20 protein-coding genes and 1 riboswitch are annotated in these 21,395 nt (G+C 70.2%); of the genes, 13 read left to right on the top strand and 7 right to left on the bottom strand.

From position 1 onward, the window contains the following. Positions 1–53: 53 nt before the first annotated feature. Together OG738_RS18020 and OG738_RS18025 are read right to left on the bottom strand one after the other, a co-directional pair. Positions 54–182 carry a hypothetical protein gene (locus tag OG738_RS18020; RefSeq protein WP_255482264.1) on the bottom strand — a complete coding sequence of 43 codons (129 nt, stop codon included), beginning with the start codon at positions 180–182 and terminating at the stop codon, positions 54–56. Between the two features lie 74 nt (positions 183–256). Further along, entirely contained in the window at positions 257–541 is a 285-nt protein-coding gene (locus OG738_RS18025; RefSeq protein WP_329055373.1) for a 4a-hydroxytetrahydrobiopterin dehydratase, read from the bottom strand. 32 nt (positions 542–573) lie between these two features. Next, positions 574–681, top strand: a riboswitch (TPP riboswitch). A gap of 21 nt (positions 682–702) precedes the next feature. Here OG738_RS18025 and OG738_RS18030 point away from each other — a divergent pair. The 3 genes from OG738_RS18030 to OG738_RS18040 all read left to right on the top strand — a co-directional run bounded on the left by OG738_RS18030 (position 703) and on the right by OG738_RS18040 (position 4,405). After that, positions 703–1,752, top strand: a complete 1,050-nt coding sequence (locus OG738_RS18030) for a thiamine ABC transporter substrate-binding protein (protein ID WP_329055375.1) — start codon at positions 703–705, stop codon at positions 1,750–1,752. 83 nt (positions 1,753–1,835) lie between these two features. Continuing rightward, a complete protein-coding gene (locus tag OG738_RS18035; protein ID WP_329056742.1) occupies positions 1,836–3,392 on the top strand; it encodes an ABC transporter permease in 1,557 nt (518 codons plus the stop codon). Next, entirely contained in the window at positions 3,392–4,405 is a 1,014-nt protein-coding gene (locus OG738_RS18040) for an ABC transporter ATP-binding protein (RefSeq protein WP_329055377.1), read from the top strand. Before OG738_RS18035 ends, OG738_RS18040 begins: the two co-directional genes overlap by 1 nt. A gap of 43 nt (positions 4,406–4,448) precedes the next feature. Here the strand turns inward: OG738_RS18040 and OG738_RS18045 are convergent, their stop codons facing one another. Genes OG738_RS18045 through OG738_RS18055 form a run of 3 tightly spaced genes read right to left on the bottom strand, consistent with a single transcriptional unit; the run spans position 4,449 to position 7,386 of the window. Continuing rightward, the gene (locus tag OG738_RS18045) at positions 4,449–5,327 is read right to left on the bottom strand and encodes an ABC transporter permease (RefSeq protein WP_329055379.1); all 879 of its coding nucleotides are present in this window, start codon (positions 5,325–5,327) and stop codon (positions 4,449–4,451) included. After that, positions 5,324–6,298 carry an ABC transporter ATP-binding protein gene (locus OG738_RS18050; protein WP_329055380.1) on the bottom strand — a complete coding sequence of 325 codons (975 nt, stop codon included), beginning with the start codon at positions 6,296–6,298 and terminating at the stop codon, positions 5,324–5,326. Before OG738_RS18050 ends, OG738_RS18045 begins: the two co-directional genes overlap by 4 nt. Beyond that, a complete protein-coding gene (locus tag OG738_RS18055; protein ID WP_329055382.1) occupies positions 6,295–7,386 on the bottom strand; it encodes a LolA family protein in 1,092 nt (363 codons plus the stop codon). Before OG738_RS18055 ends, OG738_RS18050 begins: the two co-directional genes overlap by 4 nt. A 147-nt stretch (positions 7,387–7,533) precedes the next feature. Here OG738_RS18055 and OG738_RS18060 point away from each other — a divergent pair, with 147 nt between their 5' ends. The 3 genes from OG738_RS18060 to OG738_RS18070 all read left to right on the top strand — a co-directional run bounded on the left by OG738_RS18060 (position 7,534) and on the right by OG738_RS18070 (position 10,242). After that, complete coding sequence (locus OG738_RS18060) at positions 7,534–8,250, top strand: response regulator transcription factor (protein ID WP_329055383.1); 717 nt, start codon at positions 7,534–7,536, stop codon at positions 8,248–8,250. Continuing rightward, positions 8,247–9,566, top strand: coding sequence for a sensor histidine kinase (locus tag OG738_RS18065; protein WP_329055385.1), 1,320 nt, complete (start codon positions 8,247–8,249; stop codon positions 9,564–9,566). The genes OG738_RS18060 and OG738_RS18065 overlap by 4 nt, the downstream gene beginning before the upstream one ends. Before the next feature lie 286 nt (positions 9,567–9,852). After that, positions 9,853–10,242: an NUDIX domain-containing protein gene (locus OG738_RS18070; protein ID WP_329055386.1), complete on the top strand. Its 390-nt coding sequence runs from the start codon at positions 9,853–9,855 to the stop codon at positions 10,240–10,242. Here the strand turns inward: OG738_RS18070 and trpS are convergent. Then, positions 10,235–11,200, bottom strand: a complete 966-nt coding sequence (trpS, locus tag OG738_RS18075; RefSeq protein ID WP_329055388.1) for a tryptophan--tRNA ligase — start codon at positions 11,198–11,200, stop codon at positions 10,235–10,237. The genes OG738_RS18070 and trpS overlap by 8 nt on opposite strands. Positions 11,201–11,372: 172 nt before the next feature. On the opposite strand from trpS, the gene OG738_RS18080 reads away from it, so the two are divergent. Continuing rightward, positions 11,373–11,672, top strand: a complete 300-nt coding sequence (locus tag OG738_RS18080; protein WP_329055389.1) for a YciI family protein — start codon at positions 11,373–11,375, stop codon at positions 11,670–11,672. On the opposite strand, the gene OG738_RS18085 is transcribed toward OG738_RS18080, so the two are convergent. Continuing rightward, complete coding sequence (locus OG738_RS18085; RefSeq protein WP_020641186.1) at positions 11,669–11,818, bottom strand: hypothetical protein; 150 nt, start codon at positions 11,816–11,818, stop codon at positions 11,669–11,671. The genes OG738_RS18080 and OG738_RS18085 overlap by 4 nt on opposite strands. Before the next feature lie 195 nt (positions 11,819–12,013). Between OG738_RS18085 and typA the strand changes: the two genes are divergently transcribed. From typA to OG738_RS18115, 6 genes are all read left to right on the top strand, one after another. Next, complete coding sequence (gene typA, locus OG738_RS18090; RefSeq protein ID WP_329055393.1) at positions 12,014–13,939, top strand: translational GTPase TypA; 1,926 nt, start codon at positions 12,014–12,016, stop codon at positions 13,937–13,939. Between the two features lie 382 nt (positions 13,940–14,321). After that, positions 14,322–16,058 carry an ABC transporter family substrate-binding protein gene (locus tag OG738_RS18095; protein WP_329055394.1) on the top strand — a complete coding sequence of 579 codons (1,737 nt, stop codon included), beginning with the start codon at positions 14,322–14,324 and terminating at the stop codon, positions 16,056–16,058. A gap of 285 nt (positions 16,059–16,343) precedes the next feature. After that, entirely contained in the window at positions 16,344–18,155 is a 1,812-nt protein-coding gene (locus tag OG738_RS18100; protein WP_329055396.1) for an ABC transporter family substrate-binding protein, read from the top strand. Between the two features lie 186 nt (positions 18,156–18,341). Beyond that, positions 18,342–19,358: an ABC transporter permease gene (locus OG738_RS18105; RefSeq protein WP_329055398.1), complete on the top strand. Its 1,017-nt coding sequence runs from the start codon at positions 18,342–18,344 to the stop codon at positions 19,356–19,358. After that, on the top strand, positions 19,351–20,280 hold the full coding sequence (locus tag OG738_RS18110; protein WP_442875907.1) for an ABC transporter permease: 930 nt from the start codon (positions 19,351–19,353) through the stop codon (positions 20,278–20,280). Before OG738_RS18105 ends, OG738_RS18110 begins: the two co-directional genes overlap by 8 nt. A 79-nt stretch (positions 20,281–20,359) precedes the next feature. After that, a complete protein-coding gene (locus OG738_RS18115) occupies positions 20,360–21,376 on the top strand; it encodes an ABC transporter permease (RefSeq protein ID WP_329055400.1) in 1,017 nt (338 codons plus the stop codon). The last annotated feature ends 19 nt before the right edge of the window (positions 21,377–21,395 follow it).

The following is a 21,395-nucleotide window of genomic DNA, read 5'->3' on the forward strand; positions in this document are numbered from 1 at the left end:
TAGGGCCGAAACCGATGCTTCCGCCCTGCTCAGCGCGCTGATCATGCCCTTTGTTAGCGGCTGTGATCGAACTCACGGGCATCCGGGTGACGGCGGCCCCGGGCCGTGAACCAGAGCACGCCGCCGGCCGCTGCCACCATTGTTGCGAATGCTGCCGTGCCCACCACGATCGCCTGCGTCATCGCCGTCCCTCCTGGCAAAGTCGTTTACCGAGAGACGTCGAAACGGCGGGAAAGTGCACTGAGCGTAACCAGGATCACAGGGCGTCGAGCACCGAGTCGATCTCGGCCGCCAGCGAGAAGTCCTTCTCCGTCAGCCCGCCCGCCGAATGCGTCGAGAGCCGGAACGTCAGCGTGCGCCAGCGGATGTCGATGTCCGGGTGGTGGTCGGCCGCCTCGGCCAGGACCGCGACGCGGTCCACCACTTCGATCGCCTGCGGGAAGCTCGCCAGCTCCACCTCGCGGGAGATCACCGCTCCCGACCTGGTCCAGCCCGGCGCGAGCCGTTCGTCTGCCGCGGAGTCGCTCAAGATTTCCGTCATGTCTCCATGGTCGTACGTCCTGGACTACGCTGCACGGTTGCCACGGGAGTCCGGTCAGCCGGGCTGAGAGGCGGGGTCACCCGCGACCGTTCGCACCTGACCGGATCATGCCGGCGTAGGGAGGGCTTTCCCTCCTCGTCGGCGAAGTGCAGGAGGGGTAGATGAAAAGCAGGGCTGTGCGCGCCGCGACGGCCATCGCCGCTGTCAGCGCCGTCGCCGCGGGGTGCTCGCTGTCGGACGGTGACGGTGGCCCGCAGCAGACGCCCACCGTCACCCTCGTGACGCACGACTCCTTCCTGGCGCCGCAGGAGGTGCTCGACGCCTTCCAGAAGCAGTCGGGCATCAAGATCTCCGTGCTCAAGCAGGGCGACGCCGGTTCGCTGACCAACAAGCTCGTGCTGACCAAGGCCAACCCGATCGGCGACGTCGCGTACGGCGTCGACTCGACCTTCGCCTCCCGCGCGCTGGCCGAGGGCGTCTTCGAGCCCTACACCAGCCCGGAGGCCGACCGCGGCCCGCAGCGCTACGCCGTCGACCCCGAGCACCGGCTGTCCGCGGTCGACGTCGGCGACGTCTGCGTCAACGTCGACACGAACTACTTCACGAGCAAGGGGATCGCGGCGCCGGCGTCGTACGAGGACCTCGCCGACCCGAAGTACAAGGACCTGCTGGTCGCCGAGGATCCGGCGACGGCGTCGCCCGGCCTGGCGTTCCTCCTCGGCACCATCGCGAAGTACGGCGAGGCCGGCTGGAAGGACTACTGGACGAAGCTGAAGGCCAACGGGCTCAAGGTGGACAGCGGCTGGGAAGAGGCCTACACCAAGGACTTCTCCGGCTCGTCCGGCAAGGGGCCGCGGCCGATCGTCGTCTCGTACGCATCGTCGCCGGCCGCCGAAGTCGGCGACGACGGCAAGCCGCGCACCAAGGCGCTGCTCGACACCTGCTACCGGCAGGTCGAGTACGCCGGCGTGCTGGCGAACGGCAAGCAGGCCGACAGCGCGCGCAAGGTCGTCGACTTCCTGCTCTCGCAGCAGTTCCAGGCGACGGTGGCGGCCAACATGTACGTCTACCCGGCGCGCCAGGGCGTCGACCTCCCCGCGGGCTGGGCGCAGGTCGCGCCGCTGCCGCAGAAGCCGCAGGCGCTGACGGCGGACCAGGTGCAGGCCGGACGCGAGAAGTGGATCGGCGAATGGCGCACGCTCGTGCAGTGACCTCCGGGGCTCCGGCCCGGAGCCTCCGAAGGGCGACAGCCCCGCCGCGAACCGCCCGCGGACTCGGCCTGGCGCTGCTCGGGCTGGCGCCGATCGGGTTCCTGGTGGTGTTCTTCGCCTGGCCGGTCCTGGCGATCGTCGGCCGCGGGTTCGCCGCGGGCGGGCTCGACGTCGTGCTCGGCGACCCGCGGACCTGGCAGCTGGCCGGGTTCACGGTGGCGAGCGCGGCCGCGTCGACGCTCGTGGCGGTGCTGGCCGGGCTACCGGTGGCGTTCCTGCTCGCGCGGGTGCGCCTGCCCGGCGTCGGCCTCGCGCGGACGCTGGTGCTGGTGCCGTTCGTGCTGCCGACCGTCGTCGTCGGCCTGGCGTTCCGGGCGCTGTGGCCGGACGGCGGCGTGCTGCCGATCGTGCTGGCCAACGCCTTCTTCAACGTCGCGGTCGTGGCGCGGACGGTCGCCGGGCTGTGGGCGCGGCTGGATTCGCGCACCACGGACGCCGCCCGCGCGCTGGGCGCGTCGCCCTGGCGGGCGTTCCGGTCGGTGACGTTGCCCGCGCTGGCGCCCGCCATCGCGTCCGCCGCCGCCGTCGTGTTCCTGTTCTGCGCCACCAGCTTCGGCGTCGTGCTGATCCTCGGCGGCGCGCGCTACCGGACGCTGGAAACCGAGATCTACCTGCGGACCGTCGACCTGCTCGACCTCTCGGGCGCGGCGGCGCTTTCGCTGATCCAGTTCGCGGCCGTCGTCGCCGCGCTGGTGCTCGGCGGACTGGCGCGGCGACGCAAGGACGGCGCCCGGATCGGTTCCGGCCGGGCCGGGCGGCCGGAAGGCGGAGAGTGGTGGGTCGTCGGTGCCGCGGGCGGGGTCCTGGCCCTGCTGGTGACGCCGATCGTCGCGCTCCTCGCCGAGTCGGTGTCCACTTCGGACGGCTGGAGCCTCGACGGCTACCGCGCGCTGAACGGCACCGGCGAGAAGGGCGCGCTGCAGGTGTCCGGTTGGGACGCCGCGGTGAACTCGCTGAAGGTGGCGGTCGACGCGACGCTGCTCGCGATGGTCGTCGGCGTGCTCGCGTCCGTCGTGCTGGTGGCGCTGCGCCGGTCGCCCGCGAAAGCCGCGCGCGGGCTCGGCGAGACGATGGACGCCGTGCTGATGCTGCCGCTCGGCGTGTCCGCGGTGACCGTCGGGTTCGGCTACCTGGTGACGCTCGACGCGCTGCCCGGCGACCTCCGGACGTCGCCCTACCTCGTGCCGCTGGCCCAGGCACTCGTCATCATCCCCCTGGTCGTGCGGATGGTGCTGCCGGTGCTGCGCTCGGTCGACGTCCGATTGCGGCAGGCAGCGTCGACGCTCGGCGCCGGCCCGCTGCGGGTGTGGCGCGAGATCGACCTGCCGTTGACGCTGCGGCCGCTGGTCGCCGCGGCCGGGTTCGGGTTCGTCGTGGCACTCGGCGAGTTCGGCGCGACGAGCTTCCTCGCCCGGCCGACGGCGCCGACGCTGCCGGTCGCGATCGCGTCGCTGATGGCGCGCCCGGGGGAGCTGAACAACCAGATGGCGTACGCCGCGTGCGCGCTGCTGATGCTCGTGACGGTGCTGGCGGTCGCGCTGATCGACCGGCTCGGGCGCGGCGGAGTGGGAGAGTTCTGATGGCGCTGTCGGTACGAGACCTGACTGTCCACTATGGATCGTTCACGGCGGTTCGCGACGTTCGGCTGGACATCGCCGACGGCGAGGTGCTGGCGCTGCTCGGCCCGTCGGGGTCGGGGAAGTCGACGCTGCTGCGCGCGATCACCGGGCTCGAGCCGTCGGCGCGTGGCGCGGTGAGCTGGGACGGCGACGACCTCGGCGCGGTGCCGGTGCACCGGCGCGGGTTCGGGCTGGTGTTCCAGGACGGCCAGCTGTTCGGCCACCGTGACGTCGCCGCGAACATCGCGTTCGGCCTGCGGATGCACGGCGTGCCGCGGTCTTCGTGGGCTTCGCGCGTCGCCGAGTTGCTGGCACTGGTGGGGTTGTCGGGCTTCGAGCAGCGGCGGGTGACGGAGCTGTCCGGCGGCCAGGCGCAGCGAGTGGCGCTCGCCCGGGCGCTGGCGCCCGAGCCGCGGCTGCTGCTGCTCGACGAGCCACTGTCCGGTTTGGACGCCGGACTGCGCGAGCAGCTGGCGATAGACCTGGCGGACCTGTTGCGCCGCAGCAAGATCACGACGCTGCTGGTGACGCACGACCAGGAGGAGGCGTTCACGCTGGCCGACCGGGTCGCGGTGCTGGACGCCGGAGAGGTGCGCCAGGAGGGCGCGGTCCGGCGGGTCTGGCGCAATCCGGCGGACGACGACGTGGCCCGGTTCCTCGGGGTGACGACGTTCGTGGACGGCGTCGTCGCGGGCGGAGTGGCGCACACGTCCCTGGGTGACGTCGGATTGCCGGACGTGGACGACGGCCCGGTACGGCTCGGGCTACGGCCGCACGCCCTGCGTGTGGCCACCGAAGGCGTGCCGGGCGAGGTCGTCGCCGCCGTACACCGGCGCGAGCACGTCCGGCTGGTCGTGCGGCTGACGGAGTCCACAGTGGACGCCGTCGCACCGGCGGCGTCCGACCTGCGGGCGGGTGACGCGGTGCACCTCGTGTTCGACCCCGACGGCATCGCGGTGGTCGGCCGGTCGTGAGTGAGAAACAGGGTTAGAACACTGTTTCTCACTCACGACGGCGTCAGCCGTCGCGGGTGGACAGTCGTGCGTAGGCCAGCGACAGCCCGATCACGATGTAGCACGCCGCCCGCAGTGCGCCTTCGCCCAGCAGCTGGCCGCCCATCGGGTCCTGCAGCACCTCCGCCGGGGCGGCCGACCAGTTCTGCGTCAGCAGGAACGGGTGCAGCCACTTCAGCGACGACAGGAAGCCGAGGATCGTGAACACGATGTCGGCCGCCAGGACCGAGGCCACCACCAGCATCGGGTGCTCGGTCCAGCTGGAGATCGCCAGCGCCACCGCGCCGACCGCCCACAGCTGCAGCACCACCCAGCCCGCCACCAGCAGGATCCGCGCCAGCGCGCCGCCCACGGACAGCGTGGTGCCCGACAGCGTGAACAGCGAATCCGTGCCGTTGATGATCAGCCCGGTCACCACGCCCGTCACGCACATCGCCAGCACCGAGACCACCGACACCGTCGCGACGCCGAACGCCTTGACCGCCAGCAGGCGACCCCGCCCGACCGGCGCGATCAGCCAGCCGCGCAGCGTGCCGTGGGACGTCTCGCCCGCGATCGCGTCCGCGCCCGCCATCGCCGAGGCCAGCGGGAGCAACAGCGCCAGCGACATCACGATCGCCGCGATCGGGAGGACGAACGCGTTGCTCACCGCGGACGCCAGCAGCGCGCCATCGGGGTTCGGACCGCCGGCGTCGGGGGCCCCGTTGTCGCTCACCAGCGTCAGGCCGATGCCGATGACGATCGGGATCAGCGCCAAGAGCCCGAGCACGGCCAACGTGCGCGGCCGCCGGAAGATCCAGCGCAGCTCCGCGGTCAAGAGCCGCGGCAACGGCACCGTGTCGTGGCCCGTGCGGGCCGCCGGTGCCTCCAGGACCGCCGTCATTCCGCCCCCTCCGTCAGCCGCGCGAACAGATCTTCCAGCCCGGTGCGGGCCCGCGTCGCCTCGTGGACCGCGACCCCCGCGCCCACCAGGACCTGCAGCACCCTCGGCGCTTCCGTCGCGGTGAGGTCGGCGCGGACGCCGTCCGGCGTCAACCGGGCGCCGATCCGGTTCTCCCGCAGCACTTCCACCGCCTGTTCCGCGTCGGGCGTGCGGACCAGCAGGGCCGCGTTCCCCGACTCCAGCAGCTCGGCCAGCTCGCCCTGCCCGACGACGTTCCCGGCCTGCAGCACGGCGACGTGCGTGCACGTCGCCTCCACCTCGGCCAGCAGGTGCGACGACACGAGCACGGTGACCCCGGCCGCGTGCAACTCGGCGACGATCCTGCGGATCTCCCTGGTACCCGCAGGATCGAGGCCGTTGGTCGGCTCGTCGAGCACGACCATCTTCCGCGGCACGAGCAACGCCGACGCGAGCCCGAGCCGCTGCTTCATGCCGAGCGAATAACCCTTGTACCGCCGTCGTGCCGCGTCGGTCAGGCCGACGCGCTCCAGCGCCGAGTCCACCGCGAGGGGGATCCCGGACGACGCGAGCCGCGGTTCGGCCGCGGCGAAGCGCAGCAGGTTGTCGCGCCCGGACAGGAACGGGTGGAAGCCCGGCCCCTCGACCAGTGCGCCGACGTCCGGCAGCGCGTGCGCGGCGGCGTCGGGCATCTTGCGGCCGAGCAGCTCGACCTCGCCCTCGGTCGGGCGCACCAGGCCCAGCAGCATCCGGATGGTGGTCGTCTTGCCCGAGCCGTTCGGCCCGAGCATCCCGACGACCGCGCCCTGCGGGATGTCGAGGTCGACGTGGTCCACCGCGACCGTCCGGCCATAGACCTTGCGCAGTCCCCGTGTGCGCGCGGCCAGTGCAACCGCCGGGGCGGACGTCTCCGAAGAAACGTCCGCCCCGGACTCGACAGCTGTGCTGGTCACTTCGCGCCCAGCGCTTCGTAGAGGACCTGCTCCGGCACCGCGCCGGCGGCGAACCGGCCGTCGTCGGTCAGCACCGCGCTGCCCACCTTCGTGGTGACGAGGTAGCCGCTGCCCCAGGTGCCGCTGACCTTCTTGGCGAACCGCTCGAGCAGCGCCTTCGGGTCGGCGTTGCGACCTTCACGGCCGGACTGCTGCTTCGGCGCCGCGTTCAGCGCGTCCGCCGGGACCTTGCCCGTGACGACGGTGTCCCAGCCGTCGCCGACGACCTTGGTGTCCTGCTTGGCCTGCTCCGCGAGGTTCTTGTCCTGCTGGTCGACCGTCGGCGTCTTCTCCTGCACCTTGGCGCCCTTCGGCGGGGTGAAGGTGAAGAGGTCGGCCGGCTGCTGGGTGAACTCGATCTGGCTGAACGCGACCTCGAGCGCCGGCGTCGACGTGCCGTTGCTCAGCACCGACACCCGCAGCGGCATCCGCGTCTGCGAGTCGACCGCGACGCGGATCTCGCGCAGCAGCGTCCGCTCGGTCGGCTTCGGCGTCAGGACCAGCTCGTAGGCCGGGCGATCGGCGACCGTCGCGGTGCCGTCGACCGACACCGTGCTGCTCTCGCGCACCTTCGCGAGCAACTCGGTCGAGGCCGCGACCGGGTCGGGCGTCTTCTCGCTGCCCGCGCCCTTCTGCTTGGCCACGTCGGCCGGGACGGTCACCTTCGTCGCGGTGTTCGTCTTGGAGCTGTAGTCCCAGACGGTCGTGCCGTCGTGGACCACGGTCTCCTGGCTGGCCCCCTGCGTGGCGGCCAGGCGGCTCTTGCCCGCGCCGTCGCTGAAGATGTGCGCCGAGTCGATGTTCAGCACCGACGCCCCCGGCAGCGCATTCCCCACCGACGGCAGCCCGAGGTCGTTGCTGATCTTGACCGTGCCGTCGAACGCGCCCGGCTTGGCCTTCATGACCGACTGCACCAGGTCCTCGGCGCTCACCTGCGGCAGCGCCGGCTTGGCGTCGGCGCTGGCCGGCATCGCGATGAACGCGAGCCCGCCCGCACCGAGCGCGGTGCCGACGACCGCGGCGGTGATGCCCTTCGTCTTCGGTTTCATGCATCTCTCCCTGTGGTGTCCCGGGCTCGAGTGTGCCCGGCTCCCTGGCCACGACGCTTCCCTCTCGAGGCTGAGATACCCCTGAAGGTTCGCCCCCTCCGGCTGAGATCGTGCTGAGAGATCCCCCGGGACCTGCGCGAACCGGCCATGATGGGTCTCGTGAAACCTCGGGTGCTGGTGGTCGACGACGAACCGGGCGTGCGCAAGGCGCTGCAACGCGGCCTGCGCGCGGAGGACATGGACGTGGTCACCGCCGCGGACGGCCCCACCGGGCTGCAGCTGGCGAGCACCGGCTCGTTCGACGTCATCCTGCTCGACATCATGCTGCCCGGGTTGTCCGGCTACCGCGTGCTGGAGCGGCTGCGCAAGGACGGCGTCACGACGCCGGTGCTGCTCGTCTCGGCCAAGGACGGCGAGATCGACCAGGCCGACGGCCTCGACCTCGGGGCCGACGGCTACCTCGTCAAGCCGTTCTCCTTCGTGGTGCTGGTCGCGCAGGTCCGCGCGACCCTGCGCCGCGCGGGGCCGGAAGCCGGCCGCGGGACGCTGCGGCTCGGCGCGCTGGAGGTCGACCGCGGGCTGCGGCAGGTGCACTGGAACGGCGAAGAGGTCGGGCTGAGCCCACGCGAGTTCGCGCTGCTCGACGTGCTCGTCGGCCGGGCCGGGACGGTCGTCACGAAGGACGAGCTCCTGCGTGCGGTCTGGGGCGAGGAGCAGGCCGTGACGCGCAACCTCGTCGAGGTGTACGTCGGGTACGTGCGGCGCAAGCTCGACGCGGTCGGCGCCGGCGCGCTGCTGCGGACCGTGCGCGGCCACGGCTACCTGGCGTCGGACGCGCAGCTCGACGAGGTCATCACGCCGTGATCGCGTGGTGGCGGGGCCGGTCCCTGCAGGTCCGGATCACCGTGCTGGCCGCGACGATCACCCTGGGCTGCCTGCTCGGGCTGGCCGCGCTGGCCGCGGCGAAGCTGTCGCCGCTGCTCATCGACTCGGTCGACCGCGAGCTGACGAGCGCGCTCGGCCCGGCGGGCGCCGAGGTGAGCGCCGGACGGCCACTGTCCGGCGCGGCGCCGGTGACGCTGCGGGTGCTCGACATCGCGGGCACGCCGGTGGACGGCGGCACACCGTCCGGCCTCGCCCCCGCCGACATCTCGACGCTCAAGGCGGGGCAGCCGGTGCAGCGCGACGGCGCGCGGTACCTCGGCACGGTCGTCACCGCGCCCGACGGGTCCCAGCGGCTGGTCGTCGCCGCGGCCGGCCTGGTCGGGTTCTCCGCGGCGGTGCACTACGGCGGGGTCTGGCTGGTGGTCGTCGCGTCGGTCGGGGCGCTGGTGGCGGGGCTCGCGACGTGGCTGGTGGTGCGGCTGTCGCTGCGGCCGGTGGCGCGCATGCGGGGTTCGGTGCGCGCGCTGCCGCCGGGGGCGCGGCTGGCGCTGCCGGACTCCCACGACGAGCTGCGCGCGCTGGCCGAGGAATTCAACGCGCTGCTGGAGCGCCAAGAGCAGGCCAGTGACCGGCTGCGGCGCTTCACCGGCGACGCCGCGCACGAGCTGCGGTCGCCGGTCGCGTCGATCCGGGTGCAGGCCGAGGTCGCGGTGACCAACCCGGATCCGGAGCTGGCCCAGGAGACGCTGTCGGACATCCTGACGGAGGCCGAGCGGCTTTCGTCGCTGCTCGACGGGCTGCTGTCGCTGGCCCGCTCGGACGCGGGGGAGGTGCCGCCCGCGTCGCCGGTCGAGCTGGTCAGCGAGGTGCGCGCGGCGGTGGCGCGGCTGCCGACGGGGGCGCCGGAGACGCGGGTGAGCAACGCGGTCCCGCAGGCCTGGGCGTCGTCCGCGCACGCCGAGGTGGAGCTGGTGCTGGACAACCTGCTGCGCAACGCGTGCCGTTACGCGCGCGGCGAGATCGTGGTGTCGGTGCTGGCGTCGCGCTCGTCGGTCCGGGTGGTGGTGGACGACGACGGGCCCGGCATCCCGCCGGAGCACCGCGAGAAGGTGTTCGACCGGTTCTACCGCATCGCGGACGACCGGGCCCGGTCGTCGGGCGGGACGGGCCTGGGCCTGGCGATGGTGGCGGAGACGGTCCGGCGGCGCGGCGGCCGCGTGCAGGTGGGGGAATCGCCGGACGGCGGGGCAAGGTTCGTGGTCATCTGGCGCGCGGCCGAGGGCGGCGAGGCGTGATCGGAGGGTCGACTCGCGTGCTTGGCGGGGCATCGCGCGTGTCTGGTGGGGCATCGCGCGTGTCTGGTAGGGCATCGCGCGTGTCTGGAGGGTCGGCTCGTGTGTCTGGTAGGGCATCGCGCGTGACTGGAGGGGCATGGCGCGTGTCTGGAGGGTCGGCTCGTGTGTCTGGAGGGTCGGCTCGTGTGCTTGGAGGGTCGGCTCGTGTGACGGAACGGTCGGCTTGCGTGGCTGGAGGGTCGACACGGCGCGGCCGGTGGTGGGCTTCCGGGTAGATTCCGGGGCTGTGAACGGTGTGATCGTGGGTGCCGCCCTGGTGCGGGACGGGAAGCTGCTCGCCCAGCAGCGGGCCTGGCCCCCTGGGCACGCGGGGCAGTGGGAGCTGCCCGGCGGCCGGGTCGAGGAAGGCGAGTCCGAAGCCTTCGCGCTGGCCCGGGAGTGCAGCGAGGAGCTCGACGTCGTCATCGAGGTCGGGAAGCGCGTCGGGGACGACGTCCCGCTGCCCGGCGAGAAGGTCCTCCGCATCTACGCCGCGAAGCTCGTTTCGCCCGGTGAGGAGCCGAGGGCCGTCGAGCACCTGGCCGTGCGCTGGCTCGGGCTCGACGACCTCGACGACGTCGACTGGCTCCCCGCGGACCGGATCCTCCTTCCCGCTTTCCGTGCGCTGCTCAGTTAGCGCCGATCATCCGCAGCGCCGCGTCCAGCCGGTGCGAGCCGCGTTCGCGAGCGCGCTCCGCGCCTGCCTTGCGGACCCGGTCCAGCTCGGCGGTGTCTTCCAGCAGTGTTAACGCGCGTTCACGCAACGGCCGTAGCTCCTCGATCACGGCGTCGGCGACGGCGTCCTTCACCGCGCCGTACGACGTGAACTCCTCCGCCAGGTCCGCCGGCGAGCCGCCCCGGCACGCGGCGAGGATCTCCAGCAGGTTCGCCATCCCCGGGCGGGTGTCCGGGGCGTGCACCGGCACGGAGCCGCCGTCGGTGACCGCGCGGCGGATCTTGCGGCGGATCTGGTCGGGCTCGTCGAGCGCGAACACCACGCCCACCGCATCGCGCGCCGACTTCGACATCTTGCGCGTCGGGTCGGCGAGGTCCTTCACCCGCGCGCCCGCCGGCGGGAGCACCGCCCGCGGGATGGTGAACACGTCGCCGTACGTGCTGTTGAACCGCTTCGCGAGCGTCCGCGTCAGCTCGACGTGCTGGCGCTGGTCTTCGCCGACCGGCACCTCGTCCGCGCCCTGCAGCAGGATGTCCGCGGCCATCAGCGCCGGGTAGGTCAGCAGCGACAGCCGCACCCCGGCCTGGCCCTTGGACTTCTCCTTGAACTGGATCATCCGTGCGGCCTCGCCGTAGTTGCAGGTGCACTCCAGGACCCACGTCAGTGCACCCAGCTCGCGGGCCAGGTCGGACTGGACGAACACCCGCTCCGGATCGATCCCGGCGGCGATCAGCACGGCGAGCTGCTCCCTCGCCAGGGATCGGAGTTTCGCCGGGTTGTGCGGGGTCGTCATGCCGTGCAGGTCGGCGACGAAGTACAGGTCGTCCGCGCCGCCCTCGCGGGCCCAGCGGCGCACGGCACCGAGGTAGTTGCCGAGGTGGACGTGACCGGAGGGCGTGATGCCGGACAGCTTGCTCATGTGCTTCCCTTCGACGGGGACCAACCCGGGGGAAGGCAGGAAAAAGGCCGCCCGTCCGGGGCGGCCGCAGCTGGTTTCAGCGCAGGGTCAGTGGGCCGCCGAGGGCGGCCACCACTGGGACGTCTGCGCACGCATGTAGCGACTATAGCCGAGCGGGTCTACGGTCGTGACCATGTTCGTCGTGCTGCTGACCTACACCGCACCGATCGAAGAAGTCGACCTGGCGCTGCCGGACCACGTCGAGTGGCTGGACCGGCAGTACGAGCGTGGCTTCTTCCTCGCCTCCGGGGCGCGGAAGCCGCGGACCGGCGGCGTGATCATCACGCGCCCGATGGCCCGCGGGAAGCTCGACGCCATCCTGGCGTCCGACCCGTTCGCGGTGAAGCACCTCGCGCAGTACGAGGTGATCGAGTTCTCGCCGACCAAGACCGCGCCCGAGCTGCGGCAGATCAACGAAGCGGTGACGCGCTAGGCCGCGAGGTCCAGCTTCGCCTTCTTGAGGGCGAGCACCGGGCACTTCTTGCAGCGCGGCTTCGACCGGCAGCACTTCTTCTTGACCTTGCCGGCCTTCATCAGCTTGCGCACGACCTTCCGCGGGTCGTCCGGCTTCTTGCCCACGCGCACGCACCTTCCGGGATCGGCGACGGTCACCGGGTTTCCACGTTAGGTCAGCCTAACCGATGTGGGGGCGTGGGGCCGCTCACACCGGGGCGGCAGGTATCCTGGGTGAGGTCCGCGTGTGACCAGAGCCGGTCACGGGATGCCTGACGGGCTTACGCGGCCATCCAACCCTTGAAGTTCAGGAGTTCTCGCGTGCCCGCAGCCAGCGCTACCGTCGAAACCGGCCGGCCGACCGGTAAGACCCGGCCCGACCTGCGCAACGTCGCGATCGTCGCCCACGTCGACCACGGCAAGACGACGCTGGTGGACGCGATGCTCCGCCAGTCCGGCGCCTTCGCCGAGCGCGCCGAGCTCGTCGACCGCGTCATGGACTCGGGCGAGCTCGAGCGTGAAAAGGGCATCACGATCCTGGCGAAGAACACCTCGATCCACCGCCAGACGCCCGAGGGCTCGGTGACCATCAACGTCATCGACACCCCCGGCCACGCCGACTTCGGCGGCGAGGTCGAGCGCGGCCTGGCCATGGTCGACGGCGTCGTCCTGCTGGTCGACGCGTCCGAGGGCCCGCTCCCGCAGACCCGGTTCGTGCTGCGCAAGACCCTCGAGGCCGGCCTGCCGGTGATCCTGCTGGTCAACAAGACCGACCGGCCGGACGCCCGGATCGCCGAGGTCGTCGAGGAGACTCACGACCTGCTGCTCGAGCTGGCCAGCGACATCGAGGACGCCGACCACGACGCGATCCTCGACCTCCCGGTCGTCTACGCCTCCGCGCGCGCCGGCAAGGCGAGCCTGGAGCAGCCCGCCGACGGCGAGATCCCCGAGAGCGAGAATCTCGACCCGCTGTTCGACACGCTGCTCCGGCACGTGCCGCCGCCGGCCGCCGACCTCGACGCGCCGCTGCAGGCGCTGGTCACCAACCTCGACGCGTCCAACTTCCTCGGCCGCATCGCGCTGATCCGCATCCACGCCGGCAAGCTGCGCAAGGGCCAGACCGTGGCCTGGATGCGCGAAGACGGCAACGTGCAGAACGTCCGCATCTCCGAGCTGCTGGTCACCGAGGCGCTGACCCGCGTCCCGGCGACCGAGGCCAGCGCGGGCGAGCTCGTCGCCATCGCCGGTATCCCCGACATCACCATCGGCGACACCCTCGCCGACTCCGAGAACCCGGTGGCGCTGCCTCGGATCACCGTCGACGAGCCCGCGATCTCGATGACCATCGGCGTCAACACCTCGCCGCTGGCCGGGCGCAACGGCGGCGACAAGGTCACCGCGCGGCTGGTCAAGGCCCGCCTCGACCAGGAGCTGATCGGTAACGTCAGCATCCGCGTGCTGCCGACCGAGCGCCCCGACACCTGGGAGGTCCAGGGCCGTGGCGAGCTGGCGCTGGCCATCCTCGTCGAGCAGATGCGGCGCGAGGGCTTCGAGCTGACCGTCGGCAAGCCGCAGGTGGTGCTGCGCACGATCGACGGCAAGCTGCACGAGCCGTTCGAGCGCCTGTACATCGACTCGCCGGAGGAGCACCTCGGCGCGATCACCCAGCTCCTGGCCGCGCGCAAGGGCCGCATGGAGGACATGAGCGGCAACGGCAGCGGCCGGATCAAGCTGGAGTACGTGCTCCCGTCCCGCGGCCTGATCAGCTTCCGCACCGACTTCCTGACCGAGACCCGCGGCACCGGCATCGCGAACCACGTGTTCGAGGGCTACTTCCCGTGGGCGGGCGAGATCCGCACCCGGCACAGCGGCTCCCTGGTCGCCGACCGCACCGGGCCGGTCACCGCGTACGCGATGATCCAGCTGGCCGACCGCGGCACCTTCTTCGTCGAGCCGGGTGCCGAGGTGTACGAGGGCATGGTCGTGGGCGAGAACCCGCGCTTCGAGGACCTCGACATCAACATCACCAAGGAGAAGAAGCTGACCAACATGCGTCAGTCCTCCGCCGACGTGATGGAGACGCTGGCCCGCCCGCGCAAGATGGGCCTGGAAGAGGCGCTCGAGTTCTGCTCGGTCGACGAATGCGTCGAGGTCGCGCCCGAGGTCGTCCGGGTCCGGAAGGTCACCTTGGACGTCAATACCCGCGCGAAGGAGCGTTCGCGCGCGAAGAGCCGCGACAACGGCTGATCGCGAATAGCACGTAAAAACCTCCCGGCGTATCGCGCCGGGAGGTTTTTCTGTTGCCCGTTCGTCACCCTGGGTGGATAATGGACCGACGGGACGTCACGAATTCCGCTGTTCTTCTCCTTATATCTTTATAGGGGCTTTCGCGGATTCGAAGCCTGGTGTTCACCACCGGGTGGAACCCGTCCCGTGTCCCGGGCGTGTTCGTTCCGCCGTTCCGGAACGGTCCGGGAACCCGGACGGTCCGTCGCGCGTCCTTCCCGATAGCGGCACCACGCGGTGCCGGGCCCGGCCGATCCGGGTACGGGAATCCCGGTTCCGGCCGCGGCCGCGGTCGTGGGAGCATGGCTGACCCGATCGGCGGACTTCTGGGGAGGAACGGGGCGTGCGGGTGAATCGCAAGGCGGTGCCGGTGCTGGCGCTCACGGCCGTGCTGGTCACCGCCTGCTCGAACACCCCGCCGCCACCGGTGGTGTCCTCGTCGGTCCCGCCCGCGTCGACCACCGGGAAGACGCCGTCGCAGATCGTCGTCGGGGTCGACGACGTGCTCGGCGGGTACAACCCGCACAACCTCGCCGACTCCTCGCAGGTCACCTCCGCGCTGTCGCAGCTGCTGCTGCCCTCGGTGTTCCGCCAGAAGGACGACGGCAGCACCCAGCTCGACAAGGACCTGATGAAGTCCGCCGAGGTGATCTCGCAGCAGCCGTTCGTTGTCGCCTACGAGATCCGGCCGGACGCGTCCTGGTCCGACGGCGCGCCGATCGCCGCCGAGGACTTCGACTACCTGCGCACCCAGATGCGCGACCAGCCCGGCGTGATCGAGCCGGCCGGCTACCGGCAGATCACCGACCTGCAGTCCCGCGAGGGCGGCAAGCGCGTCGAGGTCACCTTCGCCAAGCCGTACCCCGGCTGGCAGACGCTGTTCTCCGACCTGCTGCCCGCCCACCTGCTCAAGGACGCGCCCGACGGCTGGCGCGGGGCACTGGCCTCGAACTTCCCGGCCATCGCCGGCCCGTTCTCGATCAAGAGCCTCGACACCGCCCGCGGCGAGGTGATCCTCGAGCGCAACGAGCGCTACTGGGAGAAGCCCGCCGCGATCGACCGGATCGTGCTGCGCCGCTCGGACCAGACCACGCTGCTCGCCGCGCTGCGCAGCGGCAACGACCAGTTCGCGCTGGCCAGGACCACCGGCGCCGAGCTCAAGCTGCTCGGCGAGCTCGGCCCGGCCGTGCAGCTGCACACCGTGGCCCGGCCGCTGGTCGCCGACGTGCTGCTGCGCCCGGTCAGCGCCACCCTGCAGGACGCCCAGGTGCGGGCCGGCATCGCCGCCCTGATCGACCGGACCAAGCTGATCACCGAAGGCGTCAACGGCGGCCCGTCGTCGCAGCTCCACGCCGACGCGCAGGTCAAGGCGCCGTCGGTCGGCGGGTACACGGCGACCATCCCGCCCGGGCCGCCGACCGCGCCCGACGTCGCGAAGGCCGAGGAGTCGCTGAAGGCGGCCGGCTACGCCAAGACCGCAGGCACCTGGCGCAAGAACGGCAAGGCGCTTTCGCTGGTCATCGCCTCGCCGGGCACGCAGGAGCCGTACGCGACGATCGCCAAGGAGCTCACCAGCCAGCTCGTCGCGCAGGGGGTCGAGGTCAACGCGATCACGCCGCAGCCGCGCGACCTGTTCAGCGGCCTGCTCGCGATGCCGGTCGCCTCCGGGGTGCAGCAGCCGACCGGTGACTCGGCGGGCAGCGTCGGCGTCGACATCGCGGTGGTGCCGCAGGCAGTCGGCGGCGACTCGGCGTCAGTGCTCGCGTCGACCTTCGGCTGCCGCCCGGAGCAGACCGCCGCCGGCGCGGACAAGACGAAACCCGTCGTTCCGGGCAATTCGGCGGGGTTCTGCGATCCGGCGCTGCAGCCGTCCATCGACGCGGCGCTGTCCGGGGCCACGCCGATCGCCGAAGCGCTGACCACCCTGGAGCCTGAACTTTGGCGTCAGAACGTGGTGATCCCGCTGTTCCAGCTGGCGGACACCCTGGCGATCGGTTCGGGTATCTCGGGCGTCACGCCGGGTCCACCGATGGTGGGCCCTTTCGGGTCCGCCGTGAACTGGACGCGCGGCCCGAAGTAATCGCTCGGCTACGCATTCAGTACTACCGGGTGATCTTGACGTACGCCTTCGAGTGGGACCCGGTGAATCCGTGAGGTAACCGTCGTATTTCTGGATGTCGGCTGGAAGTCACCCTTTGGTCACGATCGACCCTGAACTGGTGACTGTCGGTGCTTTTCCTTTCTAGCGTGCTCCCGCAGTGCGCCAGTTGAGTGTCGCTTGGCGTGTCGTAGGCTCCGGCACCAAACCGGAGCGGTGTGGGTCCTTGTCACAATTCAAGGACTCAGTGCTAGGAGGGCACACTTCATGAGGAGAACCAAAGCAGTCTCCGCCTTGTCGCTCGTCGCAGGCGCCTCGCTGCTGCTGAGCGCCTGCAGCGGTGGCGACTCGGGCTCGGGCAGCACCGACCAGAACGGCTCGTCGACCGACGTCAAGTCGATGGCGGTCGGCAAGGCCGAGCAGGGTGACTCGTTCAAGCTCGCGGACGTCAAGGGCTGGGACGGCACGGTCACGGTCGGGATCGACGACGGGTACTCCGGGTACAACAACCAGACCCCGGACACCAACAGCTCGTACAACACCTACGTCTTGACCGCTGTCCTCGAAGACGCGTTCGTCCTCGACGGCAACAACAAGCCGCTGCTCAACAAGGACATCCTCGACTCGGCCGACGTGACCTCCAAGGACCCGCAGGTCGTCACGTACAAGATCAAGCCGAACGTCAAGTGGTCGGACGGCGCGCCCTTCGACTGCAAGGACTTCTACCTGGCCTGGCTGTCGGAGAACGGCATGGCCAAGGGCACGGACGGCAAGAATCCGTTCAACGCGGCCTCGACCACGGGCTACGACAAGATCAAGACCGCCACCTGCAAGGACAACCTGACCCTCGAGACGGACTTCAGCGAGCCGTACCTCGACTACAAGGGCCTGTTCAGCGGCGTCCAGATCCTGCCGGCGCACATCCTCGAGAAGCAGACCGGCATCGCGGACATCACCAAGCTGGCGCCGACCGGCGACCCGGCCCAGCTGTCCAAGGCCGGCGACTTCTGGACGAACAAGTGGAAGGGCTTCGACAAGTCGCTCATGCCGGCCTCGGGCCCGTACATGATCGACGCGTTCGACGCCAACCAGAAGGCCGTCACGCTCGTGAAGAACCCGCAGTGGGCGGGCGGCAAGGGCGGTCCGTCGAAGATCGTCGTGAAGGCCATGGAAGACACCAAGGCCATGGCGACCGCGCTGCAGAACGGTGAGATCGACGTCGCGGCGTCGACCCAGCCGGACGCCACCGCGGCCACCACGATGAAGGGCCTCGCCCCGCAGGGCGTGACCTACGGTTCGGCTCCGCAGCTGACCTACGAGCACCTTGACCTGCAGTTCAACCGCATGTTCAAGGACGACGCGCTGCGCAAGGCGTTCTTCGAGGTGGTCGACCGCAAGGCCATCACCGACAAGCTGCTCAAGGAAGTCCAGGCCGACGCGGCCCCGCTGAACTCGATCGTGTTCTTCCAGGGTGAAGAGGGCTACACCGACCTGTACAGCAGCAAGGCCGGCCTGGGTGCCGAGGCGGCGGCCAAGACCCTGTCCGACGCGGGCTGGGTCAAGGGTGCCGACGGCATCTTCGCCAAGGGCGGTGTGCGTGCCTCGTTCAAGATCACGCACAACCAGAACGCCCGCCGCAGCCAGACCGTCGAGATCATCATCTCGCAGGCCAAGGCGGCCGGCATCGAGGTCAAGGACGAGACCGACGCCAACTTCCTCAAGGGTGGCCGCGTCTCGACCGGTGACTACGACGTCGCGCTGTTCGGCTGGTCGTCGGCTCCGTTCAAGTCGCAGTCGCGTTCGATCTACGTCTGCCCGAACAACGGTGGCGACCAGAACTACCAGAACCTGTGCGACTCGAAGATCGACGACGCGTTCAAGACCGCGGTGAGCGCGACCGACGAGCAGGTGAAGCTGCAGGCCTACCAGGCGGCCGACAAGGCCATCGCGGACAAGTACGCGACGATCCCGCTGTTCCAGACGCCGAGCATGTGGGCGTTCAAGGGCATCGACCGCGTGTACATGCAGTCCTACAACGGTGTCCTGTGGAACGCCGGCGAGTGGGAGCAGAAGAAGTAGGGTCCGCCCCGCCTCTTCTTTCCCCTCGCTCCAGATGACCTGGGAGGTACCGAGGTCCGGCCACGAGCCGGGCCCCGGTACCCACCGGAAGTAGCTGTTGACCGTAGGGTTACCCCCACTACGGTAGACAACCGGGTAGCGGTCCAGCGCACTTCTGACGACCAGGCCCGGATGAGGAGCAGTTCGTTGAACCTGGTGATCTACATCCTTCGCCGTCTGGCGATATCGATTCCCGTCCTCCTGGTCGGGACCTTTCTGTCGTTCGTGATGGTCGCCGCGACCGGTGACCCGCTGGGCGAGCTCCGCCACAACCCGCAGATGAGCAAGGACGCCATCGACGCCCTCGCGCACAAGATGGGGCTGGACCAGGGCATCGTGCCGCGGTACTTCTCGTGGCTCGGGCACTTCCTCTCGGGTGACTGGGGCACGTCCATCGCGCAGGGCAACGCGCTCGCGCCCGTCGCGCCCAAGGTGCTGGCGGCCTTCGCCGTCACCTTCAAGCTGGTCGTCGGCGCCGAGATCCTGGCGCTCATCATCGGCATCATCGTCGGCGTGCTCGCCGCGGTGAAGCAGTACTCGATCGTCGACTACATCGCCACCACGCTGGCCTTCCTGCTGTTCTCCATGCCGATCTTCTGCATCGCGATCGTGCTGAAGAACTACGCGATCGAGATCAACGGCTGGGTGCGCGACCTCGGCCTGCAGGACGTCCTGGGCAATCCGTGGTTGCGCACCACGAGCCCGGAACAGCTCAAGACCGACGGCGTCGGTGACTTCATAGCCAGCACCATCGGCGCGTACCTGCTGCCGGTGCTGTCGATCATGGCGATCAGCTTCGCCGCGTACAGCCGGTTCCAGCGGGCTTCGATGCTCGAGGTCATGAACTCGGACTACGTGCGCACGGCGCGGGCCAAGGGCCTCCCGAACAGCCGGGTCATCTTCCGGCACGCGTTCCGCAACGCGCTGATCCCCGTGACGACGCTGTTCTCGGTGAACTTCGGCTCGGTGCTCGCCGGTGCGATCATCACCGAGACGGTGTTCAACTGGCACGGTATGGGCACATTGCTGGTGGAAGCCGTCGGCAAGAACGACACTCAGGTGATGATGGGCTGGCTCGTGGTGATCGCCACCAGCGTGATCGTCGCCAACCTGATCGCCGACCTGATGTACGGCATCCTGGACCCGAGGATTCGCGTTGGCTGACTTGAACTCCCTTCTCGCGAGCGAAACCGCGACCAAGGACGGCACCCTCCCGCCGGAAGCCCTGCCCGAACCCCGGAGCCAGGGCAAGCTGGTGCTCCGGAAGTTCCTGCACCACAAGCTGGCGATGGCCTCGACCGCGGTGCTGGTGCTGATCGTCCTGCTCAGCATCATTCTGCCGATCTTCTGGAAGCACAACTACGAGGACAGCTCGTTCCCCTCGTTCGCCAAGCCGAGCGGTGACTTCCCGCTGGGCACCACGCAGGTCGGCAAGGACATGGTGTCGCAGATCCTGCGCGGGACCCAGTTCTCGCTGCTGATCGCCCTCACGGTGTCGGTCCTGTCGACATTCGTCGGCGTCGTCCTCGGCGCCATGGCGGGCTACCTGCGCCGGTTCACCGACTCGGCGATCTCGCGGGTGACGGACCTGTTCCTGATCATCCCGCAGATCGCCGCGGCGGCCATCCTGGCGAAGGTGTTCGGGAGCGGTTCCTGGTACATCGTCGCACTGGTGCTGGCGGCGTTCGGCTGGATGCAGGTCGCCCGGATCACCCGCGCCGAAGCGATGTCGCTGTCCCAGCGCGAGTTCGTCGACGCGGCTCGCGCTTCGGGTGCCGGCACGTTCCGGATCATCTTCAAGCACCTGGTGCCGAACATGGTCGGCAGCATCACGGTCAACGCGACCCTCGCGGTCGCGCAGGCCGTGCTGGCGGAAGCCGCGCTGTCGTTCATCGGCCTCGGCGTCCAGCTGCCGGACACCTCGCTCGGCCGCGTCATCCTGGAGAACTACGCCCAGCTGCAGACGCGGCCGGCGCTGTTCTTCGGCCCGTTCATCGTGCTCGTGCTGATTTCACTGACGATCAACTTCATCGGTGACGGTCTTCGCGACGCCTTCGACCCGCGCCAGCGGAGAATGAAGGCCTGAACGCGCACCGCGGGGGTGACCGGATTCCGGTCACCCCCGCGGTCGTTTCCGCGAGGATCGCCGGACCTGGGGGTTTCGGATGAATCTCGTGCTCTACGTGCTGCGCCGGCTGGCCATCTCCGTGCCGGTGCTGCTGATCGGCACGTTCCTCTGCTTCGTGATGGTGGCCAACACCGGTGACCCCCTCGGGGAGCTGCGGAGCAAGCCCGGGATCAGCGCCCAGGCCATCGCCGACGCCGAGCACCGCCTCGGTCTCGACCAGAGCGTCGTCGCGCGCTACTTCACCTGGCTCGGCCGCTTCCTGAGCGGCGACTGGGGCATCTCCATCGCGCAGGGCAACGCGCTCCAGCCGGTGGCCCCGAAGGTGCTGGCGGCGTTCCGCGTGACGCTCGAGCTGGTGCTGGCGGCGTCCGTGCTGGCGCTCGTCTTCGGTGTGCTGGTCGGGGTGCTCGCGGCGGTCAAGCAGTACTCGATCTGGGACTACCTGGCGACGACGCTGGCGTTCCTGATGTTCTCGATGCCGATCTTCTGCATCGCCATCGTCCTCAAGGGCTACGCGATCCGCCTCAACGTCTGGGTCCGCGACCTGGGCCTGGCGGACGTCCTCGGCAACCCGTGGCTGCGCACGACGAGCCCGGAGAGCCTCTCGGCGACCGGAGTGGGCGACGCGCTCGCGAAGTACGTCGGCGCGTTCCTGCTGCCGACGCTGTCCATCATGGCCATCACGTTCGCCGCGTACAGCCGGTTCCAGCGGGCTTCGATGCTCGAGGTCCTGGGCGCCGACTACGTGCGCACCGCGCGTGCCAAGGGGGTGTCCAATACCCGCGTGATCTGGCGGCACGCGTTCCGCAACGCGCTGATCCCGGTGATGACGCTGTTCTCGGTCAACTTCGGCGCCACGGTGACGGGCGCGATCATCACGGAGACGGTCTTCAACTGGCACGGCATGGGCACGCTGCTGGTGGAGGCGGTCAACAAGAACGACCCGCAGGTGCTGATGGGCTGGCTGGTGGTGATCGCGGCGAGCGTCGTGGTGGCGAACCTGGTGGCCGACCTGATGTACGGCATCCTCGACCCCCGCATTCGCGTCGGCTGAAAACGGCTGGGGACCCGGG

Source organism: Amycolatopsis sp. NBC_01488 (assembly GCF_036227105.1).
Lineage (GTDB): Bacteria > Actinomycetota > Actinomycetes > Mycobacteriales > Pseudonocardiaceae > Amycolatopsis.